Source organism: Pristimantibacillus sp. PTI5, from assembly GCF_048572955.1.
In the GTDB taxonomy this organism is placed as follows: domain Bacteria; phylum Bacillota; class Bacilli; order Paenibacillales; family Paenibacillaceae; genus Pristimantibacillus.
The window spans coordinates 6,156,309-6,177,494 of the sequence record NZ_CP183886.1 but is presented as its reverse complement, the minus strand read 5'-3'; the positions used below and the strand labels follow the sequence as shown (position 1 = coordinate 6,177,494).

Here is a 21,186-nt window from a genome sequence, read left to right as displayed (position 1 = left end):
GAAGAAGGCAATTAAAATTGACATAGTACACTTTTTCGTACCTAACAGCAGAAATGAGTTGATTAAGGTGTCTAGAATAAATGAAGATGAATTTAGTGAAGAATGTAAGAAAGATCATAGAGAAGTATATGGCATCGCCTTCACTCAAAACATACTTTCGGGACGTTGGAAGTATCTAATACTTTGGTTTTTAAAGTTTAACCCGCATCGATATCATGAAATTAAGACTCGTTTAGGGGGACTTTCACAAGGATCCCTAACAAAACAACTTCGAGAATTAGAAGCCGATGGCTTAATTAGTCGCAAAATTTATCCAGAGGTTCCTCCGCGTGTTGAATATTCATTAACATTAAAAGGAGAGGAATTAATTCCTATTATTGATTTAATGGAAGAATTCGGGAAGAAGTTTGGGGATAAAATAGATTAACCCAAATTGGACATCTTAAATTAATCTGCCCATTAGCTTAATGAAGTCCAGTCTAACATTTGATTTATGTCTAATACTCATGCTGTAAATTGTAGTCGATACTCAATTGGCGTCTGTTTTTTTAATTTAATTTGTATTCGTTCATTATTGTAAAATCGAATGAACTCCTCAATTCGTTGTTGAGCCTCGCTAATTGAACTAATATCATAGGGGTAGAGTGCTTCCGTTTTCAGATGCGAGAAAAAACTTTCCATTGCGGCGTTGTCTATACAATTGCCCCGACGTGACATGCTGATTTGAGCGCCGACCTTAGGTATTAGATTGTGGTATTCGTGAGACGTATATTGGGAACCCTGGTCGCTATGAACGATTAGATCAGCTATCTTACCAGAAGCATCCTTGTGTTGTTTAAAAGCTTTTGCAAAGGTGTTCAGCACCAACTCATTGTCATTTCTAGTGCTTATATGAAACGCTACAATATCATTCCCACACAAATCTTTTATGGCAGACAGATAGAGACGCTGCTCCCCAATGCGGTATTGTGTGATATCTGTAACCCATTTAAGGTTTGGTTTTGTAGCAGTGAATTCTCGATCCAAGAGGTTTGGAGATACTCTGCCATCTGAATGCGCGGTTTGATAATTATTAAAATAGGGACGTTTAACACGAATGATAGATCTAATACCCATTTCTTGCATCATGCGTAATACTTTCTTATGATTCACCGTTTCATTGTACTGACGTTCTAACTCACCTTGGATTCTCCTATAGCCGTATGTTCGCTCACGCTGTAGATAAATCGTCTTTATCCGCTGCTTGATTATACCATCAGGGTCTGCTTTCTTACGCTTAAGATATCGATAGTATGTGCTCCTCCATACATCAAGTAATTCACATAGCAGAGTCACTGGGTAAAGATCAGATAACTCCTCGATAATTGCATACTTGCCTTTCACACCTCCCGTTTCCAGATTTCTAAGCACTTTTTTAGTACCGTACCGTTGAAGTTGTTGGTTGTAACGATCCTTATCTATATACTCTTCTCGGCGGCCTCTGTTATCCAATATCCATATTCGCCTTGTTTCCTGAATTTATACACCCATTTACGAACTCTATCTTTATCTTGTATTCCATACTTTTCTGTAATCTGCTTGTACGTCCATTTATCCTCCTCGTGTAAACGTACGGCTTCTTTCCTAACTTCATTTGAATACAATTTATTCGTTTGCTCTCTTTTTCTCATAAAAATACACCCCTAAAGTATCATCGGTTTCCCATATGGGTTTATCCAATGTCTACTATAAGGGGTGCACTTCAATTCCGATCGTGGGCGTTTTTATTGATTAGTTCAATTGAGCAATTCAATTTATGTTTGATAGCCATTAAAGATCGCATTATCTGGATTTTACCAATGATCTAGCATCTTAAAAAAAACTAATTCTTTAGTTCAGATTCGGCCTTTTCGTATTTTGCTATACGGTCAAAATCCTTTTGCGTTGGATTAGGTATTCTTGTAAGATCTTTATTATCTTCAATATCAAGCAGCTTTACATGAGTGCCCAACTCATTCGATTTCACACGTTGAATAAAATCGGGGTACGTCTCCCCATCTCTTTTAGTTAAAGAATCAATGGCAGAAACAACTCTCTCGCTGAATCCAAGCTCTTTAAGGTTTTCAAGCGTCATTGCTGTATCCTCAACAATATCATGCAGCATGGACACGATTCTTGTTTCATCATCGGAAGCTTTGAGCATTACTCGCAGCGGATGCAATATGTAGGTAAGTCCGCCTTTATCATATTGTCCTTTGTGCATTGTTGCTGCCAAGATAATTGCTTCTGTTAGGTCAGCCATATAACTCCTCCATCTGTGAACAGGCCTGCATGATTTTGTATAACCTCATGTTTTGAGCGTTTATCTAAATCAAGATTTATACCATTTATTGATTTTAGCTGCCTTTTAAGTTATTAACTTCTGTTTTATATGAGCTATACTAAGATCATATGCCTTTTCAATAAAAGTCTTGATTTGTTCAATATCTTTAACCCACTCCAATTTAATAAATGCTTGGTGTGAGTATTTGTAATTATCAGTCATGCTTCTTGGGAATTCCTTACCTAATAACTCATCAATTTCTCCTTGCAATAAAGTACCGAGCATATCTTGTTTCTTTCCTATATGTAAGATCAGACTATGTTTATCTTGAATAGTTAAACTAGCAAACTTCTTGCTATTTGCAATTTTATATCCAATGCAATCCGTTACAGGGAACTTTATCTTTATACCTTCTAAATGTTCCATAATGTACTTATCAATATCCCTAGCAATGAGTTCTTCTTTTGCAGAATATTGTTTGAATACCTTCTCTTTCTCGTTTTCACTGACACTTACCAAAAGTAATCTCTCTTCGAACCCGCCACGTTGTTCTTTCTTTAATTGTCTCTTCTTTTCGAAATCCTCTAAGTTAATTCCCTCATTCTCCAAAAACCCATATATAACCTCCACCATATCAGCTAGTTCTGATATCTGTTCATCAACTGTCTTAGCTCCCAGAAACTCATTCAATTCTTCCTGCATCTTTGTTTTAAGAGCATTTGCAAACTCATGTTCATCAAGAACTCTAACTACACATGTTTTTCTGCTAGATTCAATAATGTGCGGGATCTTATCTCTTACCAGCTTATTATATGTAATCATTTTTTTAGTCCTTCCTTAAATTAATCCCGATTTACGCATTCTTTTGTGATGAACCTTAAAACTGTATTTTCATGAAAATATATGATACATTTCAATTTGCCGATACTGCATTCTTTCCATAAAAAAACTCCCTCCCACACTTGTTTATTGCAAGTGTTGAGAGAGAGTTTCCTTCGCTTTACGTTCAGTATACTTATAAAGAATAAGTACTCAGAACCTTCGGCATTTGTGAAGCTTATGTACTTCGTGAAAACCATTGATATCTCAAGGTTTTCTAGGTATGCCGAGGACGGGAATCGAACCCGTACGGTGGTCACCCACCGCAGGATTTTAAGTCCTGTGCGTCCTTTATATTTGCCAAAGCTATGATAATACTGAGTTTTTCAACACTTGCCTTCTCTAGCTACACAGAACTCGACTCAACTTTTAACTGTTATTTTTGCTCAGATATCACTAAATCCTGTGTACTGGTATAAAGATACTCTTTTATCCATTCCCTGTCAATATGAAACAATTAAATAAATCAATTTGATAAAACCTTTGCTTTCTGATTCTCAAATTCCTCTTTACTAATAATCCCTTTTGTGTGTAGATCATATAGTTTTGTAAGTTCATCAGCTACTGAACTATTGGCTGTTTTTTCATGATTGCCTTCAGTTCGAGTACCGACTATATTCTTGTTAGTTCCTTTTTCTTCATCGTCTGCCCTTTTAATTAATACACTAATCAACCCATGCCAATGTCTTACTTGTTCTATAGCTAATTTGTACTTTTCACTCTCCTTAGTTACACCCATCTTAAACTTCATTCCAGACTTCTCATCGAGTTCATTCATAAAATTTATTAAAAATACAGGTTTAGTGGTATCGTTTACTATCAGCTTTAGATCAATTCGCTTCACTTTACTGGTTTGGACAGCATCACCAGATAATCCACCGATGATCGCCCCTACTCCTCCAGTCAACACACCACCAATTACTGCTCCCCCTATCTGACTACCTCTTGAAGTCTTTGAAATTGTATAACCATCTTCTATTATTTGTACTTCAATTATGTCTTTATAAGAAAAAGTTTTTGAATTGCTTAATCCTGAATGCATTATACAGATCGCTTTAGATGATTCATCTACACTTATTGAAGTCTCATAATCTACTGCTTTAAAACTGCTCGATACTTTGAAATCCAAATGGTTTTCTAAGTTATTTTTATAACGATCATTTAATTCATTTACTTTTTTTTCTTTATCCTTATTCTCGATATCTCCAAGCCAAGCGATAAAAGGTATAAGTACAAGTAAAATTACCACTGAACACCAACCGAAAAAGTTAGTATCACGTCCACTTGCATCTGACCATGTAAAAGTCCAAATGGATATTAGTATGGAGATAATAAAATAAATGCTTACACAACCAATATATAACCTATCTTTCGGTTTCTCCACCTCTACAATAGTTACATCATCTTCTGCACTCCCAGTAATTTCTTCAGTATTAGGTAAACTGTTTCTGTCTTCCACCATGTCTATACCCCATTCTTTTTCTGAATAAAACTAATATATCATTGAAAATAGGTATTTTAAACCTTTTTGTAGAGCATGCTACGTGGTCAGCTATTTCAAACCAACTTGATAATAGATTAAAAAGAGGTTTGGGATGAAAAGAACAAAACAAAGTGACCCAAGCAAAGAGTCCTTAGCATTTAGCAGAATTTTAAAATCTTTAAGATTAAAAAATAATATGACACAAGAAGATTTAGCTTCTGAGGGAAACTTAGATCGAACTTATATTTCAATGCTTGAACGAAGTATAAATCAACCCACACTAACTTCCTTATTCGAATTATCACGTGCATTAAATCTAAAGGCATCTGACATGGTCAGGTTAGTAGAAATAGAACTGGACAGCCCAAAACAACAATAACTAAAAAAAGACGCTCTGCCACAATCCTGAGCGTCTTTTGCTATATTTCTAACCATATCTATCCCTATTTTATACCATTTGTCTTTTGAAATAGCAGTTTTCTCTTAAATAATACCCATCATGCATTTGTACAATGTCCTCAGTAAATGACACAACTCTCCCCACCATATCTATTTCACCCTCAAACCATACTTCAACTTGAATTTGTTTTTAACTGCGAAGGTAATACCTCATACAGGTACAGTTGGTTGGAATAACGATACAGATTTAGCCGTTGAATTTATTTATGAAATGAGTGAGCCTGCTAATCAATTAAATGATGAGAGGTTTTGGGATTATAATGATAATACTATTAGGGGTGCTGACTTAATGTCTTTAGTAAGATCCTTACATAAAAAAGACTCCCCTGAGTCAAAGGCACGAAGAGTAGCCGCTAGAGAACTTTTAGAAAGAGCGAGAGCAAATAAACCAGACAAAGACTCATCAATACCTGTTAGGAAGGGTTACATATGGAATTATAGAGTGCTTAAAGAACTTATTGATGGAAATGATACTTATCGAATTATCGAAGTTTATTAGTAACATAGATTTATTAAACGATAACACCGCAAATATTCTTGTTTGGACTAATTTAAATGACCTAAGAGGGACAGTTGAATATCTTTCAGGTGCATTTCAAAAACCTATTTTAATTAGATCTGAACAAGGTAAATTAATCGAGGATATCAACTGCGTAGATTAAGTAATAACGTAAAAGAGCAAGACGTCTGTTTTAAAAGAACCTTACCGCTGGTCCAGTGGTAAGGTTCTTCTTACATATTATGATTGCAGTAATAGCACCCTTTTTGACAAAGCCTATTCTTAGCATATTCAGAGTGATATGTTTCTTATAAATATGAGTATCACCATTTTATTGTATCAACCTGGTGTATTATCTTTTTATCGCTATTCACGAGTATAATCTTATCAACGTTATATTTTGCATTTGTTGCTTTAGAATTAAAGAAGCTCAAAAGGCCACCTACATACTCTTTTGCTTTTTCGTCATCACCATTGGACTGTACTATATACATCCTTCCATATTCGTTTATAACAACACCAGTACCTTTTACTGCATCAAACCATGTAGTTTTAAAAACACTCCCGAAATTTTCATACATATATTTGTCTACAGTTTTCTTTATTAAAGCTTCTTCTTCAACATGCTTTTTATCACTTCGTAATTCTTTAAAAGGATCACTTTTTTCAGTTTCTTGTTGAGAAATGCTAGCATCTTTTGTATCCGTCTGGATCATTTTGCTCCCAACAATAGCCCCTAAAATTACAACAAGAACAACTAGCATTACCTGTACTGAGTTCTTCATACTTCTCTCCTCGTAGTCCAATAATTATTTATAATTATTTCCCCATAACTGACTTCACGTACTTTTCTGCCTTATAATCTTTTTTTATCTCATGAAGGACAGTACTATTAGCTTCACTCCATGATTCTAAGATCATCCTTGGTTCAGCTTCAATTCTGTCTTTGACTGCTTGAGTATCGTCCTTCTTAAAAGCATCAATAATGCTTATCAAATCATCACGATCTAACAGTTTCACATGATTTATACCTGCCAACGTTTCACAAGGATCTGTATACTTGGCAGAAGCTATCACAATAGCTTTCTTTGCCTTGTAATACCTCATACAAGAAAACACTTCCTGCACAGCACTTATGCCAACAGAGTCTGTGTAACGCTTCGCTTGCACTACAGTCCTTATACCCTCTCGATCTGTAAAAATCACATCTGCTCCAAAATCTCTAGCCCCTACAGTTTTATATACACCCTGGTATCCTAATTCAAGAAACAATCTATATAGATACATCTCAAACTCAGAGCCATCTTCCATCTTATCAATATCTGAAATATTAATTGCCTTTAGATCATAATTCTCCTCAAATGGTTGACTAGCACTCTTATGAGCCATTTTGTCCCTGATTTTAAATACAATGAAAACTATAACACATACAACGATAATGATTGCGATTACGAAGACTATTAATCCATACACAGAAGAAACCTCCAACTAATTTTATGATTCTAAATTATAAGATAAGCAGGACATAGATCATTCGAACTACTCCCAGTTTATTAACAGTTAAATACTACCATGATTTGTCGAAACAGAATATATATTCTTTTCGTAATCTCCAAATAAAAAAGAAACGAAATATCAACTACAATCATTACTCAGCAACTTAGAATTATTCTTATCGTTTCAATTTCTTCTCCATTAACTTTAGGTGAACTCTTTAATATTCGAATAAAAAAGCCACCTTCATTTGATTTTTCTGAAAGCAATAAGCAAAGAACCCACGCTATTAAACGTGAGTTCTTTCTACTTGTTTTTCATATTTTATTCTTGTTCACCTAGCTTACTGATGTGTCAGTAAGTAGGCGAACAAGCCTAATGGATATTGTTTTACTAGTTATTTCATTTTGGAAACTTTACCTTTGTGATTATCTAAGTGTTTGTCTCTATGTTTATTGTATTTTCCGACTTTATGTTCCAGCAATAAACTAATATGCATAAACAAGAAACCTACTTGTCTCATCAGATAACTAAGGTATCTCAACCAAAAATTGATTTCTTGCCTTACTACTTTCAATATAAGTAATAGTAGCAATAAAAGTAATGCATTTTCACTAGTTATTATCATTGTTAATTGCTCCTTGAATTTGACGTAATCCAAGGTTGTTCGCCATATACTAACAATTTAATACTACAGTTAACTACGGCAGATGGCAACAAAAAAATTATATTAGTTTAACAAGATGTCTTTTTCCTTTAATTTCTAACTGTATTTTCATTGAACAAAAATTGATGATTTAAAAATCATAGTATACTATCTCAGGATAACTCTTCAATTCCTCTTCAAAAACTTCCCACCATGGATGGTTCTTTTCGAACTGTAGTACAGAATCCAACTTATTCACTATATCCTCGTTCTTATTTTTCAATCCTCTTCTTAAGTAATATTTTAGTCTGTTATGAATATTCTCGGAATTAACTTCACAGATTTTATCCCAAAAATAAGTTTCTATATACGCCTTATCATCATCATTTCCATTTTCCAACTTTTCGATAGCCATGATTGTCCATTCTTCAGAATTTTCAAAATTCCTCAAAAGTTCTGAACTAACCCAAGTTCCAAGTTGTCCATATCTACAATTATCAGACGAGGAATCATATTTTCCCATCTTTGCGTTTTCTAACAATAAATTCTCAATTCTAATTTTCACTACTTTATCTACTCTGTTCCAATACTTTGCTGGTGCGATATGTAAAATCGTTCGAATATCTATATCTGAACTTGTGTACTTTAATTCTTCGCTAATTACTTTATACAAATGAAACAAATCATAGTCTTCCATCTTATCAAGAAGAGCTTCAAAAAAATAACCAAGATTGTACACATCACCATCCTTTCGTCGCAAAATTACTTCAATTGCTATGCTTGTTCTTTGGCGTTTTGGGATTTCGTTTACTAACAACTGAGAATATTCTTCGGTTTTAACATAATATTTCTCAAAAACCCTATTTAAAAATGTTGATTCTTCGAAATTCACTTTAGATTTATCAATGATCTTCAATAAATAGTCGACAAAGTAAATTATGGAATCTGCTTCTGCTTTTGTATCACTATGCTTATCATGACTTCTAGGATTTCTAATAGCGGTAAACAATCCTCTAAGTATATCTTGAATACCTTTTTGTACATTCTTTTCTGATTCAGTTTGCAATTTATTTAATTGTATCTTAGGATTGTCACTACCAAATGCTTGTCCTATTAAACTAGAGCCATCTCCTTCTAAACCAGTTTTATTTCTAATGGTTTCAGTTAATAAATGAATAGTATCTAAAATTGCACTAGAGTAACTTTCATTTTCATAATTTTTTTCTATAGCTTCCCACAAATCTTGCTGCACATTAAATTTCAAATCCATGAATATCACCTCTAGATTAAATGCTTATAAACTATAATTCACCTCGCATTATACCATATGTTGGAACAATGGTCTTTAACGTATATACTTATCATTTCGAAATCACCGTCGAGTTTCTGCGTGGATGCGTACTATCCCTTTTCGCATATCATATTCGTGATTTTACTGTTATCCCACTCCACCCGCTCCTACACAACTAAAAACCACCTTTTCAGGTGGTTAGTCTTTAAATATGTTTTCTACTACTCGCATTGGCATGCTGTAACTTAAGATCATATCAGCTGAGCTGTGACCACTTAAACTCTGTATCACGCTTATGTCCTCACCTGCTCGTACAAGCCATGTTATGAAGCTGTGGCGTGATTGATGGACGTTGTGTCCATTCTTCTCCATTAGATACTGAACACTTCTGATATTGTATAAAATGATAAGAAGCAAAAAAATTAATTTCATTATTTATAAGTATCTTTCTGTAATACTTGATTTACTTTATTAGTTATTAGAGATACCAAATTATTGGTAGCTACAAAAGCCTTATTTGCTTCAATTTCTGAAACGTTTGTACGACCATTATGAACAATTTCATTCCTTAAAGTATATGCTTTTGAATGCCAATGATTATATTCTTTAACGCTTAGAATAGAATCGGTATCTACAAACGTTTTAAGATACTTTTTTAATAAATCCTCAATTAATTTACCTTCTTGTATAGCCAGTTTATAGTGCTTAGTACCTCTTCCAGTTTGTAATTTGTCGATATTTAATTTTTCACATGTAGAAACTAATAAGCCCTGCATAAAAATTTCAAATGCAGTACCTATTTTTACTACAGTCACTTCATATTTCTTTCTTATTTCACCTTGTTCTATAGCATCTAGCATAAGTTCTTGATAGAGGGAAATAGCTACACCCTCATAGATAAATTCTTTGAACAACTTAAGGTTATCGTCAATTTGTCCATTCTTGTCACGCTTTTTTTTCTTAAAGTTATAATTTTGACTAAATGGTAAAAAATTGTGATCAATATATCCATTCCCTTTATCAACACTCTCTGAAAACCAAATTTCAATTGCAGGGGAATCACTTGCTTGCGGTAAGGATATTTCATTTTCTTGAAAGATTAACCTATAAGCATTTATCGTATAGTTTATTATTTCAGAAGCATCTCTTTCTAATTGATCTAAATTTTTTTCTAAATAATGTTTATTTGGAATTGTGAGGAACACTTCAATGATGGAAAAATTAGTAGGCTCAATTACCCCACCACTAAAATGATGTTCGTTATTGTAATATTTTATATACTTCTGCACTATATCTTCTGTTTTCAGTTTTATTCTCGCAGTAATTAGATTTTCCTCTATTTTTGTGACCCATGAATAATCTTCACCTCTATATGACGAAATATTTGCTCCCTTGATTGTTTTTAGTTTAATCAAGCTTTCATGTCCTTTATAATTCACTTTATACTCTGAATCCTCAGGAAGTGACAGAGTAATATTAAACAAAAACCTGAACATATACATTTCCATCTTAAATCCTCCTTAAACAAATAATTACACCTTTACCATCATACTGTTTATTGAAAATTATTTCCTTATCATAATTACTTAAATTACCTACATACTCAATGAACAACAAAAAAGCCACCTCTACAGGTGTTTAGTCCATAAATACGTTTTCTTCTACTTGTATCCTATCTTCATCTGATGGCATGCTAAACCTTAAAATCATATCCGCTGAACTATGTCCACTTAAACTATTGATTACACTTAGTCCTCTCCTGCTCACACAAGCCCGTATTGAAGCTATGGCGAGTATTCTGATGAACTTTGTGTCTATTCTTCTCCATTAGATGCTTAACTCTTCTGATGCTAATGCGTTCCTCGACTTACTTTTGAACATCTGATCTTGCGTAGTCACATAGATTCGTTCCTGCTCCGTCTAGTCACTTCTCAAATTGCAAAATAGCCTGAGCAAAAGTTTTAATTGGTGTTGCTGATTTGCTAAGAGACATCATTGCTATGTTTAAGTTCATTAATCCAACAGGAATTTTATTTCAAAAACATGGAAATGATAACGTGAAAGTTACATATGATGAGGTTGTTACGTCAATGTAAACCTATTTAGGTAGTTAGGGAAGTTATAGACAGACTGAGTTGTCTTTTGAAATGGAGCTAAGCGTAATCTTTAAACAAGCGACCTTGGATACTTAGGATGAAATATTGTAAATGGATTCAAAAATGGCACTGAAGGATTTATCAGAAATGAAGGATGATCTCGTAATATGAATTTCAGTGAAGTGTATGGAATCATTTATAGAATCACTAACAACTTTAATGGTAAAGTTTACATCGGACAGACGACAAGGTTATTTGAAAGAAGGATGAGTGAACACTTTCATTGTAGCCTTAAAGTTATTAATTCCCCCCTCTATCACACCATCAAAAAGAATGGGTGGGAGAATTTTGATAAGGATATCATTGATTTTGCGAACTCCCAAAAAGAATTGGATGAAAAGGAAATCGAGTATATCGATAAATATCGAAGTTGTACCGCTTTTCCTGATTGCAACGGATACAATTTAACGTTAGGCGGTGGCGGTACAGCGGGTCGTAGTGATTTGTTGACCGACGAAGTGATACGGATTAAGGAACTTTTAAGAGATACGAGTTATACACAAAGTAAAATTGCAGATATCATTGGCATTCATGACAGTCTTGTGAGTTGTATTTATAATGGAACAACTTGGAATCATTTGAAAGTAGATGGTTTTACGCCCAAAATGGATAGAGGGAACACTTATCCCAAAGGAGAAAATGTCTATAACTGTATAACAAGCGAAGAAGAAGTTATTAAAATCAAGGAACTTTTAAGAGATACATCCTATCTCTATCCAGAAATTGCAGAGATGATCGGTTGCTCTGTATATATTATACAAAATATCTATTTTGGAAGGAATCACACGCATATCAAGGTAGACGGATTCGCACCGAATATGGATCGAGATACCCGTTTGAGTGAAAGAGTCCCTAATCTAAACGCATTGGGTGATGATGTCAATAAGATTATTCAAATAAAGAAACTTCTAATGGAAAACAAGCATACCCAACAAGAAATTGGAGACATGTTTGGGGTGACATTTTTTACGATTTCTAAAATTAAAACAGAGACATTACATGAAGTGGTTTGGGTGCAAGGGTTCAAAGAAAAGATGGAAGAGCTAAAAGAACACGCTATGAATCCTAACAAAGTGTCGATCATTAAAAGGATGATCCTCGATGGAGTAAGAAATAAGGTGATCCGTAATAAATTCAAAATTTCTAAGAGTATGGTAAATAGCATTGGATCAGAAATATCTTGGAAATGGGTGGAACCAGCACCCGAAGGACAATATGATGAACTGGAAGAACTCAATCAAGAAAGAGAAAAAATAGCCCTAGTCAAAAGAATGCTCTTGGATGAAATTAAACCTCTTGTGATTGCGAGAGAAACCAATATCGATTATGTGAAGATTTACCGGATTAGATATGGTCAATATGGGAGAAGTATCCTACCTTCAGAAGCGAATTATGAAATCGACACATTAACAGACCAAGAAAGAAGGGTTTCTGTTATCAAACGTATGCTACTGGACGGGATTAAAGGTTCTCTTATCGCCAAACGATATAACTTCACCACCACATATATACTTGATATTCGGAACGAAAAACTGATGGGTCATGTACAACCGGCACCCGAAGGAAGCTACAAAGAATTTGTGGAGATCGAAGAAGAAAAGAAAAGATTAGAACTGATTGCCCTTGCGAAAAGAATGGTTATGGATGGGGTGGAGCTCTCTATTATTGCAGATCGATTTGGATTAACCACTAGCAATGTAAACGATATCAGAGTGGGAAAATCGTATGCACATGTTATTCCTGCACCAGAGGGTTGTTATGATCTAAGAGAACCTCAAGACAAAATAGAGAAAAGAACTAAAGTTCCAAATATAGATGTCAAACTTGTAGAAATCATTAAAAGAATGTTGTTGGATGGTGTTAGACAATCAGCTATAGCTAGGAGATTTGGAATTAAGCCATATATTATTGGAAATATACAAAGAGAGGTTTCGTATAAAGATGTAGAACCCGCACCCAAAGGATCGTATTAGAATTTGATATAGTAATTAAAACCAGTATTCGTCATTCATTGTCGATCGACTGTAGTGCATTACCCTCTTAGAAATTCGGATTTTAACTCAAAAGTTAAAACCACGCCCCCCCTTCATAAGAAAAAAGCCTTCAAATTTAGAAGGATTTTATTGTAAAACGCTACATTAGCTATTTAATGAATCTCAACATTTACGTCCTTCAACCCTTTTAAATCCCTCTTTGCAACTTCACGATACAAGGTAGCCTTCGAAACACCCGTTAGCTCAGTGATCTCTTTAATACCATGTTGCTTACTATCATACAGCTTTAGAGCTTGCTCAAGTTTCTTAGCAGGTGTTGAGGGTCTACCACCTTTACGACCCCTTGATCTTGCGGCCACAAGCCCAGCCATTGTACGTTCACTAATAATATCTCGCTCAAGTTCAGCAATGACAGCAAGCATTCTAAACATTGCCTTGCCTACTGCTGTTGTTGTGTCGATGTTATCACGTATACTTATTAACTCTATTTTTCGCTGTTCTAACACTTCACTCAACTCAATTAATTTCTTTGTCGATCTTGCCAGCCTATCTAGCTTATAAACTACAAGTGCGTCACCTTCACGTAAATATTCTAAAGCCTTGGCTAGTTCTCGACGATCATCATTTTTACCCGAAGCCTTTTCTTCAAAGACTTTAATGCAATCAGCGGCTTTTAGTGCGTCTAATTGTAAATCTAAAGACTGATCAGTTGTACTCACCCTTGCATACCCAATCTTACCCATTCACGTTACCCCTTTACCGTTTGGATCAATATACCAATCATAGTACCAAAAACGGTAAAAGTAAAATTTATTGAGACTTTATTTTTGAGATGAGTTTTGATACTGATTATTCCTTCGTATTAACCGCTAATACCTCTTAGCGTAATGAGTCTCTTAAACATTCGTTTTAGAGACCTATTTCAAATATTAGGATAAAATTATATCTTGCACTAACCTTCAATAAATTTGTATATAAGAAGTTGCGTCATGTAAACGTATAAAGCACTTTGCATATGGTAAGGTCTGAGCACTGGCGAAATTATGGCCCTTAATATTTTTCCAACAATAAAATGATTAAATAAGCAGTTACCTAATAATACGGTAACTGCTCATTCTAAACTATAGACAGATCAGCTTTATTGTGTGACTAATTCGGAAAATTTATCATTTAAGATCGTGATAACCGTTTTTACATCATCACATATTTCCTCTGCCTTCATTTCCTTAGCAATAGAATGCTTGTCACAGCCAAAAGTTTTTTCAATCGAATACTGATTGGTAGAAATTATTTCTTTCCCTCTAGCTTCATTTATTGCTGAAGGAACATTTGAAGATGTATTTCCTCCATTTAATGCAAGGGAATGATGTTCTTCAAAATGTTTCTTTATCTCCTCAACGGACTTACCTGTGATCCTTGCAATTACTTGAGGTGCGAGTAAATAATTCTCTATATATCTTCTTCTCCATTTCAAATAAACAATGTCACTCACATTATTATTCATAATTTTATCAATGAGTGTATGGTCTACAGTATTATAATTTTCCTCATCTCTATCTCTTAAGCTAACAGCAATAAGATCTGGTATTTCTTTTTTCAACTCTAAAAATAAATGATTTCTTTCTTTATGTCCATAAGTAGTCGGCCAAATTACAATATTTTCATTCCATCTTTCATTTAAAGTGTTACACCAAATTTTCAAGAAATTTGCGTCACTTTCATTTTCTACAAAAAGCAATTTTTTGCATCTTTGAAGTTGATTGATTTTGGGTGAGTACTCACTTCCTAGCCCTTCTAATAATCCAATCTTCTGATAATCTGCAGTCAAATATTTAGTACCTCTATGCTTAATGTGCAATATGGATTCTGCTTTCGTATTTTTTATAATTTCAGTTGAATGAGTTGCTATTAGAACTTGTTTATTATTTAATTTTGCAATTTCATTAAGTCGATTTAATAATGTAATCTGTAAACTGCTATGAAGATGGGCATCTGGTTCATCTAAAACTAGTATTTGAACACTGTTATCCAATGCAAGGGAATAGACACTTAACCATTGCAAGAATCCGCTTCCCTCAACCATAATATCCCTTTTGCTGTAATTAGGAAATTTGGTGAATCTATTATTCAACATCCTGCCTTTATAAAGATCAACTCTAATATAGTTATGATATAGATCATTAAATGGCTGAACTTCTAATTCACAATTAAAAATATCTATTAATGTTTTCTGTAATAGTTCCCACGGGTCATTTAATCTTAATACATTTAATTTTGCACTAGAAATTTTACTTCTATCACCTTTTGCAATATCACGCTTCTTTTTATTTTCTATATTCATATCAAGAAGCATGTTTCTTAATATTGACCCTGCAAGCCCTTTGCCAATTTGCTTACTTCTGTCTGCTCTTGACATTCTATTTTCTTTTTCGGTAATTCCAGCAAATGTAGGTAGAAATGCTATTGTTGGTATTTCATCGTCAATAATTAAATTTGAATCTGTTGTTTTAATAAATAATCTATCATTTACTAATGATAAACCAAATTCCAGCTTACACTCTTTAGAGGAAGGAGTATCCCAATAGCAACAAATCCGCAAAGTGTAGCCATCTTGATCGTTTGATGATTCTTTTTGCGTTTTTAAGTTAGTCCATAAATGCTTTAGGCTTGGAATAGCCACAGGTAAAAACTCATCTACTGATAATCCCACTCCTTGAGAATTACTTCCAGGCAATAAGCTATTTATACCTTTACCTAGAAGAATAACAGTTTTACAAAATTCCCACACTGCCATTGCATGCAATAAGGTTGATTTCCCTGAATTGTTAGCACCTGCGATAATTGTTATGCCTTCTGATTTCAATTCGAATGTTTGATCCTTTACTTTCTTAAATCTTTGAAGTCTGATTTTTTTTATCAATTTATTATACACCCTTGCATTTTTGTATTTTCAATTCTGAAAGGAATTTCAAAGTATTACATCTATATTACAAAATAGTAGCATATTCCCTAAAGATATGACAATGCAGATACCACTAAAGATCTTGTGTACTTATTTCTCTCATTTTAACAATTTCCATTTTTTCTTTCGAACTTTATCGATTTAAATTTAATTTCACTTAAATAAAACTTCAATTTTATCTAAGTCAGGGGCATCTGCTAATGTGCTTCTACGATGCTCATTTAACGGTAACATGTAGTGCTATATTGGGAATACTTGCTGTAAAACTCCCAGTATTACACGTTGTTAACGTTTAGATTTACAAATCTGGCTCTGCTGGGCACATCATTAGAAATAACAGAAAACGTTCAGGCTAACACAGCTAACATATTATTATGTAGTCAGAGTTTATAAAAAAATGAAATATGAAGCTAAACCTATCATTGATTCAAATCAAATAGGCTCATTTTTTTCACTGATCAAGCATCTACCAACAGAAATAGCCCGCTTTTCATTAAACCTCACTTCTCTGGCTTAATCATTGTCAACGGTATGTCTTCTAATATAATGGGCTTTATTACTTCCTTGTTCCAAATATTAGTAGATGCTATTATTTCGATCCCAAGAATATCTGTTTTACAAAGGCCAATGTTACATTCGTCTTCCTTTACTTTATAAATAGCAGATTCACTATCAAAAATTATATAAATATCATTTTCATTATCGTAGATAAATGCGTTATAAACTGAAGTTTCTACATATCCAACATTAGGAAGCTTTATTGTCTCAGTAAGAGGTATCCCATTTAAACTAATGTCAGTTAAAAAGTGATGATAGTTGTAACATATATGGTTTCCGTTACATTTTTTTCTCTGAACATATATACTAGAAGAAACTGTTAAAAAGGAGCGTGAAGGGATGACAAAAGCATTACGCTTTCGTTCCAAGGAAATCATGATCCAAGATCTGAACTTTGTTTTGAACTGTCCCAACTTGCATACAGGCACTAAATTTGCGGTGCTAGCTGAAACCCTATATATATGGACTGAGAACTATAATCAAAAGTTTGTTGGTTGTCCTATGTGGTCAAAGAAAGCTATAGAACACTACATTAGTAAACGAGATGAGGGAAAGAACCAAAAAGATTCCTTAGCAGGATTGCGGCACGACCACATAGTTCCTAGAGTTTATTTCCGTGAACGTTTACTGGAAAGCAAAGAACCCATCTCTGAACAATTATTATGGGAACTGTTTGATAACTTTCTTTACGGTGCCATTGTAACCAAAGAAGAGGACACGGAACTTCCAACAAAGGAGATGCCTCCTGCTTTCTCATACCCAGATCACCCTAACTATCGAGATAAATGGCTTCGTTATCGAGGCACTTCTATTCAAATGTGCAACGTAGATTGGTCTGAAAAAAAGAAAAGGAAGAATCCACCCTTTTCATTCTTTAACTACAATTAATTCCTGATTTATAACTCAAATTATATTCATAATGCTATGATAATAAACATACTAAACCATCTTTTTCAAATAGAAGTCTAATGAATAGGAGTTGTTAAAGTGCCTAAAGTCTACATAATCAACACAAACAAAACAAACAATCCTCTAGACGAAATCGATATGATCAACAGTATGAAGTGTGGTGCATATTATAGCCCTTGGAAACATTACATAGACACAATCGAAGCCAACGATATTGTATATCTATATAGTAGTGGTGAAGGAATCATAGCAAGAGGTATTGCCACTGGTATTGTTGAAGTAGCTGATTACAAAGGTGAGCATAATGAAGAACATTATATGCATCTTAATCGCTTCGAAAAGTTGAAAACTCCTTTAAGAGCAGATAAAATAACAGAAATTCTTAGCGAGGCCGCTGAAGATAGATACAAAATCCAATGGAATCAAACTATGATTTTAGTTGCATATTCACTTGGATTAAAGGTATGGCAATACATCACAAAAAACTGCATATAGGTTGATTCTGTTCTGCATCCTTGAATTGGCTGGGTCTAATTTTCAATCAAAATTGACACTTTTATATTTTAAGAAGTATAAAATCGTATCAAATTTGACTTCATTTTAAACTTGACAAAGTATAATTTTTTGTCAAATCTGACTTGAAACTATACAGTATAAACCAAAGAACTAGAGAAAGAAAAAAACCTACCATAAACAACCCTTGGGGTAGGTTCTTTCGCTTTCGCTTCTGAAGATCAAAACCATGTCGCTTCGCTCCTGTCGTGCCTTCGGCACTTAAGCATCCACAATTGTACAAGTAGTTTATTTAAGCCTTAACAAATAGCTAGCAATTCGTTAATCATTAGCTTATTTATTAATTCAATTAGTCTAAGAAAGCATACTCATCTTCTAAATCATCTTGTTTGTTTTTATACCTAACATTACGTTCTAACTTTGCATTCGTTTTTGATAACGATGAATCTTCATCATCATAATCAATCCAAGCAGGGTCGATGTAGTTCTTATTCCCTGGATCAGTTGAATAAGTTACTTGGCTCTGCAACTCCTTCTGACGTATTTTGTCTTCTTGCTTCTTCTTTTCTCTCAAGCCAGCTTGAACAAGTTTATCGTAACCGGTAGGATTCGCATCCTTTATTAATTTAAGACGCCATAGACCATGTTCTTTAGTTGCTTGGCAATCAGTATCGTGAATTACGTACCAACAATAACCTGTAAGCCAATCATTATTGCCTGTCTTGAATATATTGGTCTTTTCAGTTCTTGGATCTATGGTTTCCCATGCACCAATTTGATCATCAACATCAATATTGTGTTGGTGTGCGAAGGAATATTGAGATTCCTTGGCCTCTTCCTCACGCTCTTGGCGATCTTCTGCACTCACAACGGAATAAAGGTTGGTTTCACGCTTTGGTTTGTTATTTTCATCCATGTATGGCTTGCCACGCTCTTTATCAACTATGTTCAATTCATCAAGTTCTTTGACCAACTTCACAGCAGTTGCTTTTGATATGCCCATTGCCTTTTTCCATTCGTCACCCGAAATACGGTATGTTCCTTCATTCTCTTGACCACGAAACATACGCCATTCGGCGTATATCATGGCTCTAAAGTGTCTAGCGTTACCTTTACATGCGTCAAACATTTCCTGTGTGACCTTAAGCCATCCTGTATGCTTGTAGTTATCGCTAAGAACAACGTCCATGATGTGGGGACTATCCAAGTCCACCATCGTTATAGTAATCAACGTATCATACTCAAAAGATTCCTCATCAAAGGTAATCTTAATCCATCCCTTATCATACAGGGACAACAACAAGCGTTTGACTTCTTTTCTATTATCACTGTCCTTCGTCTTAATTAGGCATTGCTTGCTAAGAGTGACAACCGTAGTTTCCACTGTTCCCCAAGTCCAATAATTTTGCGAAATTTTACCCAAAAGGAAATATAAAATGAAAGCATTTTCATCTTTCTGCATGATAAATAAACCTTCGTGAGCGTAGGCGTTCATCTTCATCGGAAACCCTACATAATGATTTTGCTTGACCCCTAACTCTTTTTCCATATAATCCACTTCTCCTTTGATTTAACAATCTAATTTGAAACCAAATGCAAAACAAAGGTGCTATATCTTTATAACACCCATATCAATTCCTCTTTGCGTATACTCAAACAACGCAATATTAACCGCTTCAACACGTTTAAACTGCCAGAACTGCTTTAGCGTCTTTTCGTGAAGCCCAGTACAAATGTAGTTAATCTTCATATCCATTTTCAAAAACCTAAACAAGTTCTTCGAATAGCAGTAAAAATATTCATTTTGATTATCATTGTTCATAATGCATTCCCCTTCCAAATAAACAACCTACATTCCTGTAAACCACTTGAAAATCAAGTTATCGTTTTCACAAACTCCCACATCAAATAAACCTAACCAAAGGTTGCTGTAATTCCTGTTACGTTTGCGGAACTGAAGTCCCATTGCCCAACAGCAGTTGCTGTATTAGTTGCTCCTGATAATTTTAGATACTCATTACCAAAATGCTTAAACGATACATAATCAATTCCATTGTAGATGGTGAAATAATTAACACCAGCGTAGTTAAGTTCTAAATCTCCAAACTGTCCTCCAACTTTAATGTAATTACCTTCGTAATTTTTCTGATTAATCCGCTGAACTGATAAGCTCTCCGCATCAATATATTGTGCTGAAATCTTTCCTGCATTAATCTGATTCGCATTCAATGTTCCAGTGTAAACATAAGTCGCTCCAATTTGAGTATAGTTAATTCCTAACGAACCTGAGAGATTTTCACTTGTATTATCAGCATTGCTGGATGGTTTTGATCCTACGATTGTAGAGTAATCAATGTGTTTATCTGTTACTTGATTCCATGAGATTTTTGCGTTTTCTCCCATGAATACGTTTGTACCTAGATTCATTTATAGTCACTCCATTCATAAACATCGATTCCCTCAAGGCTCACAACATGGATCGTTACTGTTCCACCAACATCTTTATTTAAACCACTAATATACTTGAACGTATTTAACACACTCTCAATGATCCTGTCAGGCTCAATTTGATTTCCTAGGTATTCAAAGACCTTTTCACGTTCCAGCCCTCTAACAGTCATTGTTGAAGCCCTTGAATCGTGTGGTATGAATCCATCTGTATGACAATATTCAATCGTTCCACTTTGGTTTGTAGCTTTATCATAATAAGAAATAACTGTTGCCAATGCTGAAAATTTTGGATTCTGTTCAAGATAACTTGCATGTTCGTTTTCAAAACATTTCTGAATCTCTTGGCTTGCCTTCTGAACGATAAACGCAACTTCGTGTATACTTGTATGCTCATTCACTTGTGCTTTAATTATTGATCTTAATTCCTCACAGTAATCTTGGGCTCCTGAACAGAACATTGAAATATATTCTGTTAGCTTAGTCAATTTCTTATGATCATCTCTAACTAATTGATTCCCTTTTGTTATTCGTCCGTCACCTGAGATAATTGTAAAATTATTAGGATTATTTAGTGCGATGCATAGGCTCAT

General features: G+C 34.3%; 22 protein-coding genes. 6 read left to right on the top strand and 16 right to left on the bottom strand.

Annotated features, from left to right (window positions below):
• Positions 1-67 precede the first annotated feature (67 nt).
• Positions 68-427, top strand: a complete 360-nt coding sequence (locus ACN6MW_RS27195) for a winged helix-turn-helix transcriptional regulator (protein WP_419872933.1) — start codon at positions 68-70, stop codon at positions 425-427.
• Between the two features lie 77 nt (positions 428-504).
• On the opposite strand, the gene ACN6MW_RS27190 is transcribed toward ACN6MW_RS27195, so the two are convergent.
• From ACN6MW_RS27190 to ACN6MW_RS27170, 5 genes are all read right to left on the bottom strand, one after another.
• Complete coding sequence (locus ACN6MW_RS27190; RefSeq protein WP_419872932.1) at positions 505-1,491, bottom strand: IS3 family transposase; 987 nt, start codon at positions 1,489-1,491, stop codon at positions 505-507.
• Positions 1,458-1,670: a helix-turn-helix domain-containing protein gene (locus ACN6MW_RS27185; protein WP_419872931.1), complete on the bottom strand. Its 213-nt coding sequence runs from the start codon at positions 1,668-1,670 to the stop codon at positions 1,458-1,460. The genes ACN6MW_RS27190 and ACN6MW_RS27185 overlap by 34 nt, the downstream gene beginning before the upstream one ends.
• Positions 1,671-1,861: 191 nt before the next feature.
• Complete coding sequence (locus ACN6MW_RS27180) at positions 1,862-2,281, bottom strand: GTP pyrophosphokinase (RefSeq protein WP_419872930.1); 420 nt, start codon at positions 2,279-2,281, stop codon at positions 1,862-1,864.
• Between the two features lie 105 nt (positions 2,282-2,386).
• A complete protein-coding gene (locus tag ACN6MW_RS27175; RefSeq protein ID WP_419872929.1) occupies positions 2,387-3,124 on the bottom strand; it encodes a hypothetical protein in 738 nt (245 codons plus the stop codon).
• A 523-nt stretch (positions 3,125-3,647) separates the two neighbouring features.
• Complete coding sequence (locus ACN6MW_RS27170; protein WP_419872928.1) at positions 3,648-4,643, bottom strand: SHOCT domain-containing protein; 996 nt, start codon at positions 4,641-4,643, stop codon at positions 3,648-3,650.
• A gap of 133 nt (positions 4,644-4,776) precedes the next feature.
• On the opposite strand from ACN6MW_RS27170, the gene ACN6MW_RS27165 reads away from it, so the two are divergent.
• Both ACN6MW_RS27165 and ACN6MW_RS27160 read left to right on the top strand, forming a co-directional pair.
• The gene (locus ACN6MW_RS27165) at positions 4,777-5,043 is read left to right on the top strand and encodes a helix-turn-helix domain-containing protein (protein ID WP_419872927.1); all 267 of its coding nucleotides are present in this window, start codon (positions 4,777-4,779) and stop codon (positions 5,041-5,043) included.
• A gap of 198 nt (positions 5,044-5,241) precedes the next feature.
• Complete coding sequence (locus tag ACN6MW_RS27160) at positions 5,242-5,622, top strand: hypothetical protein (protein ID WP_419872926.1); 381 nt, start codon at positions 5,242-5,244, stop codon at positions 5,620-5,622.
• Between the two features lie 323 nt (positions 5,623-5,945).
• Here the strand turns inward: ACN6MW_RS27160 and ACN6MW_RS27155 are convergent, their stop codons facing one another.
• The 5 genes from ACN6MW_RS27155 to ACN6MW_RS27135 form a co-directional block, all read right to left on the bottom strand.
• On the bottom strand, positions 5,946-6,407 hold the full coding sequence (locus tag ACN6MW_RS27155) for a hypothetical protein (RefSeq protein ID WP_419872925.1): 462 nt from the start codon (positions 6,405-6,407) through the stop codon (positions 5,946-5,948).
• 34 nt (positions 6,408-6,441) lie between these two features.
• Positions 6,442-7,095, bottom strand: a complete 654-nt coding sequence (locus ACN6MW_RS27150; protein WP_419872924.1) for a restriction endonuclease — start codon at positions 7,093-7,095, stop codon at positions 6,442-6,444.
• Positions 7,096-7,913: 818 nt separating this feature from the next.
• Complete coding sequence (locus ACN6MW_RS27145) at positions 7,914-9,032, bottom strand: TIGR02391 family protein (RefSeq protein WP_419872923.1); 1,119 nt, start codon at positions 9,030-9,032, stop codon at positions 7,914-7,916.
• Positions 9,033-9,251: 219 nt separating this feature from the next.
• Positions 9,252-9,425: a site-specific integrase gene (locus ACN6MW_RS27140; RefSeq protein ID WP_419872922.1), complete on the bottom strand. Its 174-nt coding sequence runs from the start codon at positions 9,423-9,425 to the stop codon at positions 9,252-9,254.
• 59 nt (positions 9,426-9,484) lie between these two features.
• A complete protein-coding gene (locus tag ACN6MW_RS27135) occupies positions 9,485-10,561 on the bottom strand; it encodes a hypothetical protein (RefSeq protein ID WP_419872921.1) in 1,077 nt (358 codons plus the stop codon).
• A 755-nt stretch (positions 10,562-11,316) separates the two neighbouring features.
• Between ACN6MW_RS27135 and ACN6MW_RS27130 the strand changes: the two genes are divergently transcribed.
• Entirely contained in the window at positions 11,317-13,182 is a 1,866-nt protein-coding gene (locus ACN6MW_RS27130) for a GIY-YIG nuclease family protein (RefSeq protein WP_419872920.1), read from the top strand.
• A 173-nt stretch (positions 13,183-13,355) separates the two neighbouring features.
• On the opposite strand, the gene ACN6MW_RS27125 is transcribed toward ACN6MW_RS27130, so the two are convergent.
• Positions 13,356-13,946 carry a recombinase family protein gene (locus tag ACN6MW_RS27125; protein ID WP_419872919.1) on the bottom strand — a complete coding sequence of 197 codons (591 nt, stop codon included), beginning with the start codon at positions 13,944-13,946 and terminating at the stop codon, positions 13,356-13,358.
• 395 nt (positions 13,947-14,341) lie between these two features.
• Positions 14,342-16,123, bottom strand: a complete 1,782-nt coding sequence (locus tag ACN6MW_RS27120) for an ATP-dependent nuclease (RefSeq protein ID WP_419872918.1) — start codon at positions 16,121-16,123, stop codon at positions 14,342-14,344.
• 939 nt (positions 16,124-17,062) lie between these two features.
• On the opposite strand from ACN6MW_RS27120, the gene ACN6MW_RS27115 reads away from it, so the two are divergent.
• Together ACN6MW_RS27115 and ACN6MW_RS27110 are read left to right on the top strand one after the other, a co-directional pair.
• Positions 17,063-17,611 (top strand): hypothetical protein, encoded by a 549-nt coding sequence (locus tag ACN6MW_RS27115; RefSeq protein ID WP_419872917.1) that lies wholly within the window; start codon positions 17,063-17,065, stop codon positions 17,609-17,611.
• A 99-nt stretch (positions 17,612-17,710) separates the two neighbouring features.
• Positions 17,711-18,127, top strand: coding sequence for a hypothetical protein (locus ACN6MW_RS27110; RefSeq protein ID WP_419872916.1), 417 nt, complete (start codon positions 17,711-17,713; stop codon positions 18,125-18,127).
• Positions 18,128-18,494: 367 nt separating this feature from the next.
• On the opposite strand, the gene ACN6MW_RS27105 is transcribed toward ACN6MW_RS27110, so the two are convergent.
• From ACN6MW_RS27105 to ACN6MW_RS27090, 4 genes are all read right to left on the bottom strand, one after another.
• The gene (locus tag ACN6MW_RS27105; protein WP_419872915.1) at positions 18,495-19,694 is read right to left on the bottom strand and encodes a hypothetical protein; all 1,200 of its coding nucleotides are present in this window, start codon (positions 19,692-19,694) and stop codon (positions 18,495-18,497) included.
• A gap of 60 nt (positions 19,695-19,754) precedes the next feature.
• Complete coding sequence (locus ACN6MW_RS27100) at positions 19,755-19,967, bottom strand: hypothetical protein (RefSeq protein ID WP_419872914.1); 213 nt, start codon at positions 19,965-19,967, stop codon at positions 19,755-19,757.
• Between the two features lie 92 nt (positions 19,968-20,059).
• Positions 20,060-20,572, bottom strand: coding sequence for a hypothetical protein (locus ACN6MW_RS27095; protein ID WP_419872913.1), 513 nt, complete (start codon positions 20,570-20,572; stop codon positions 20,060-20,062).
• Complete coding sequence (locus ACN6MW_RS27090) at positions 20,569-21,186, bottom strand: hypothetical protein (protein ID WP_419872912.1); 618 nt, start codon at positions 21,184-21,186, stop codon at positions 20,569-20,571. Before ACN6MW_RS27090 ends, ACN6MW_RS27095 begins: the two co-directional genes overlap by 4 nt.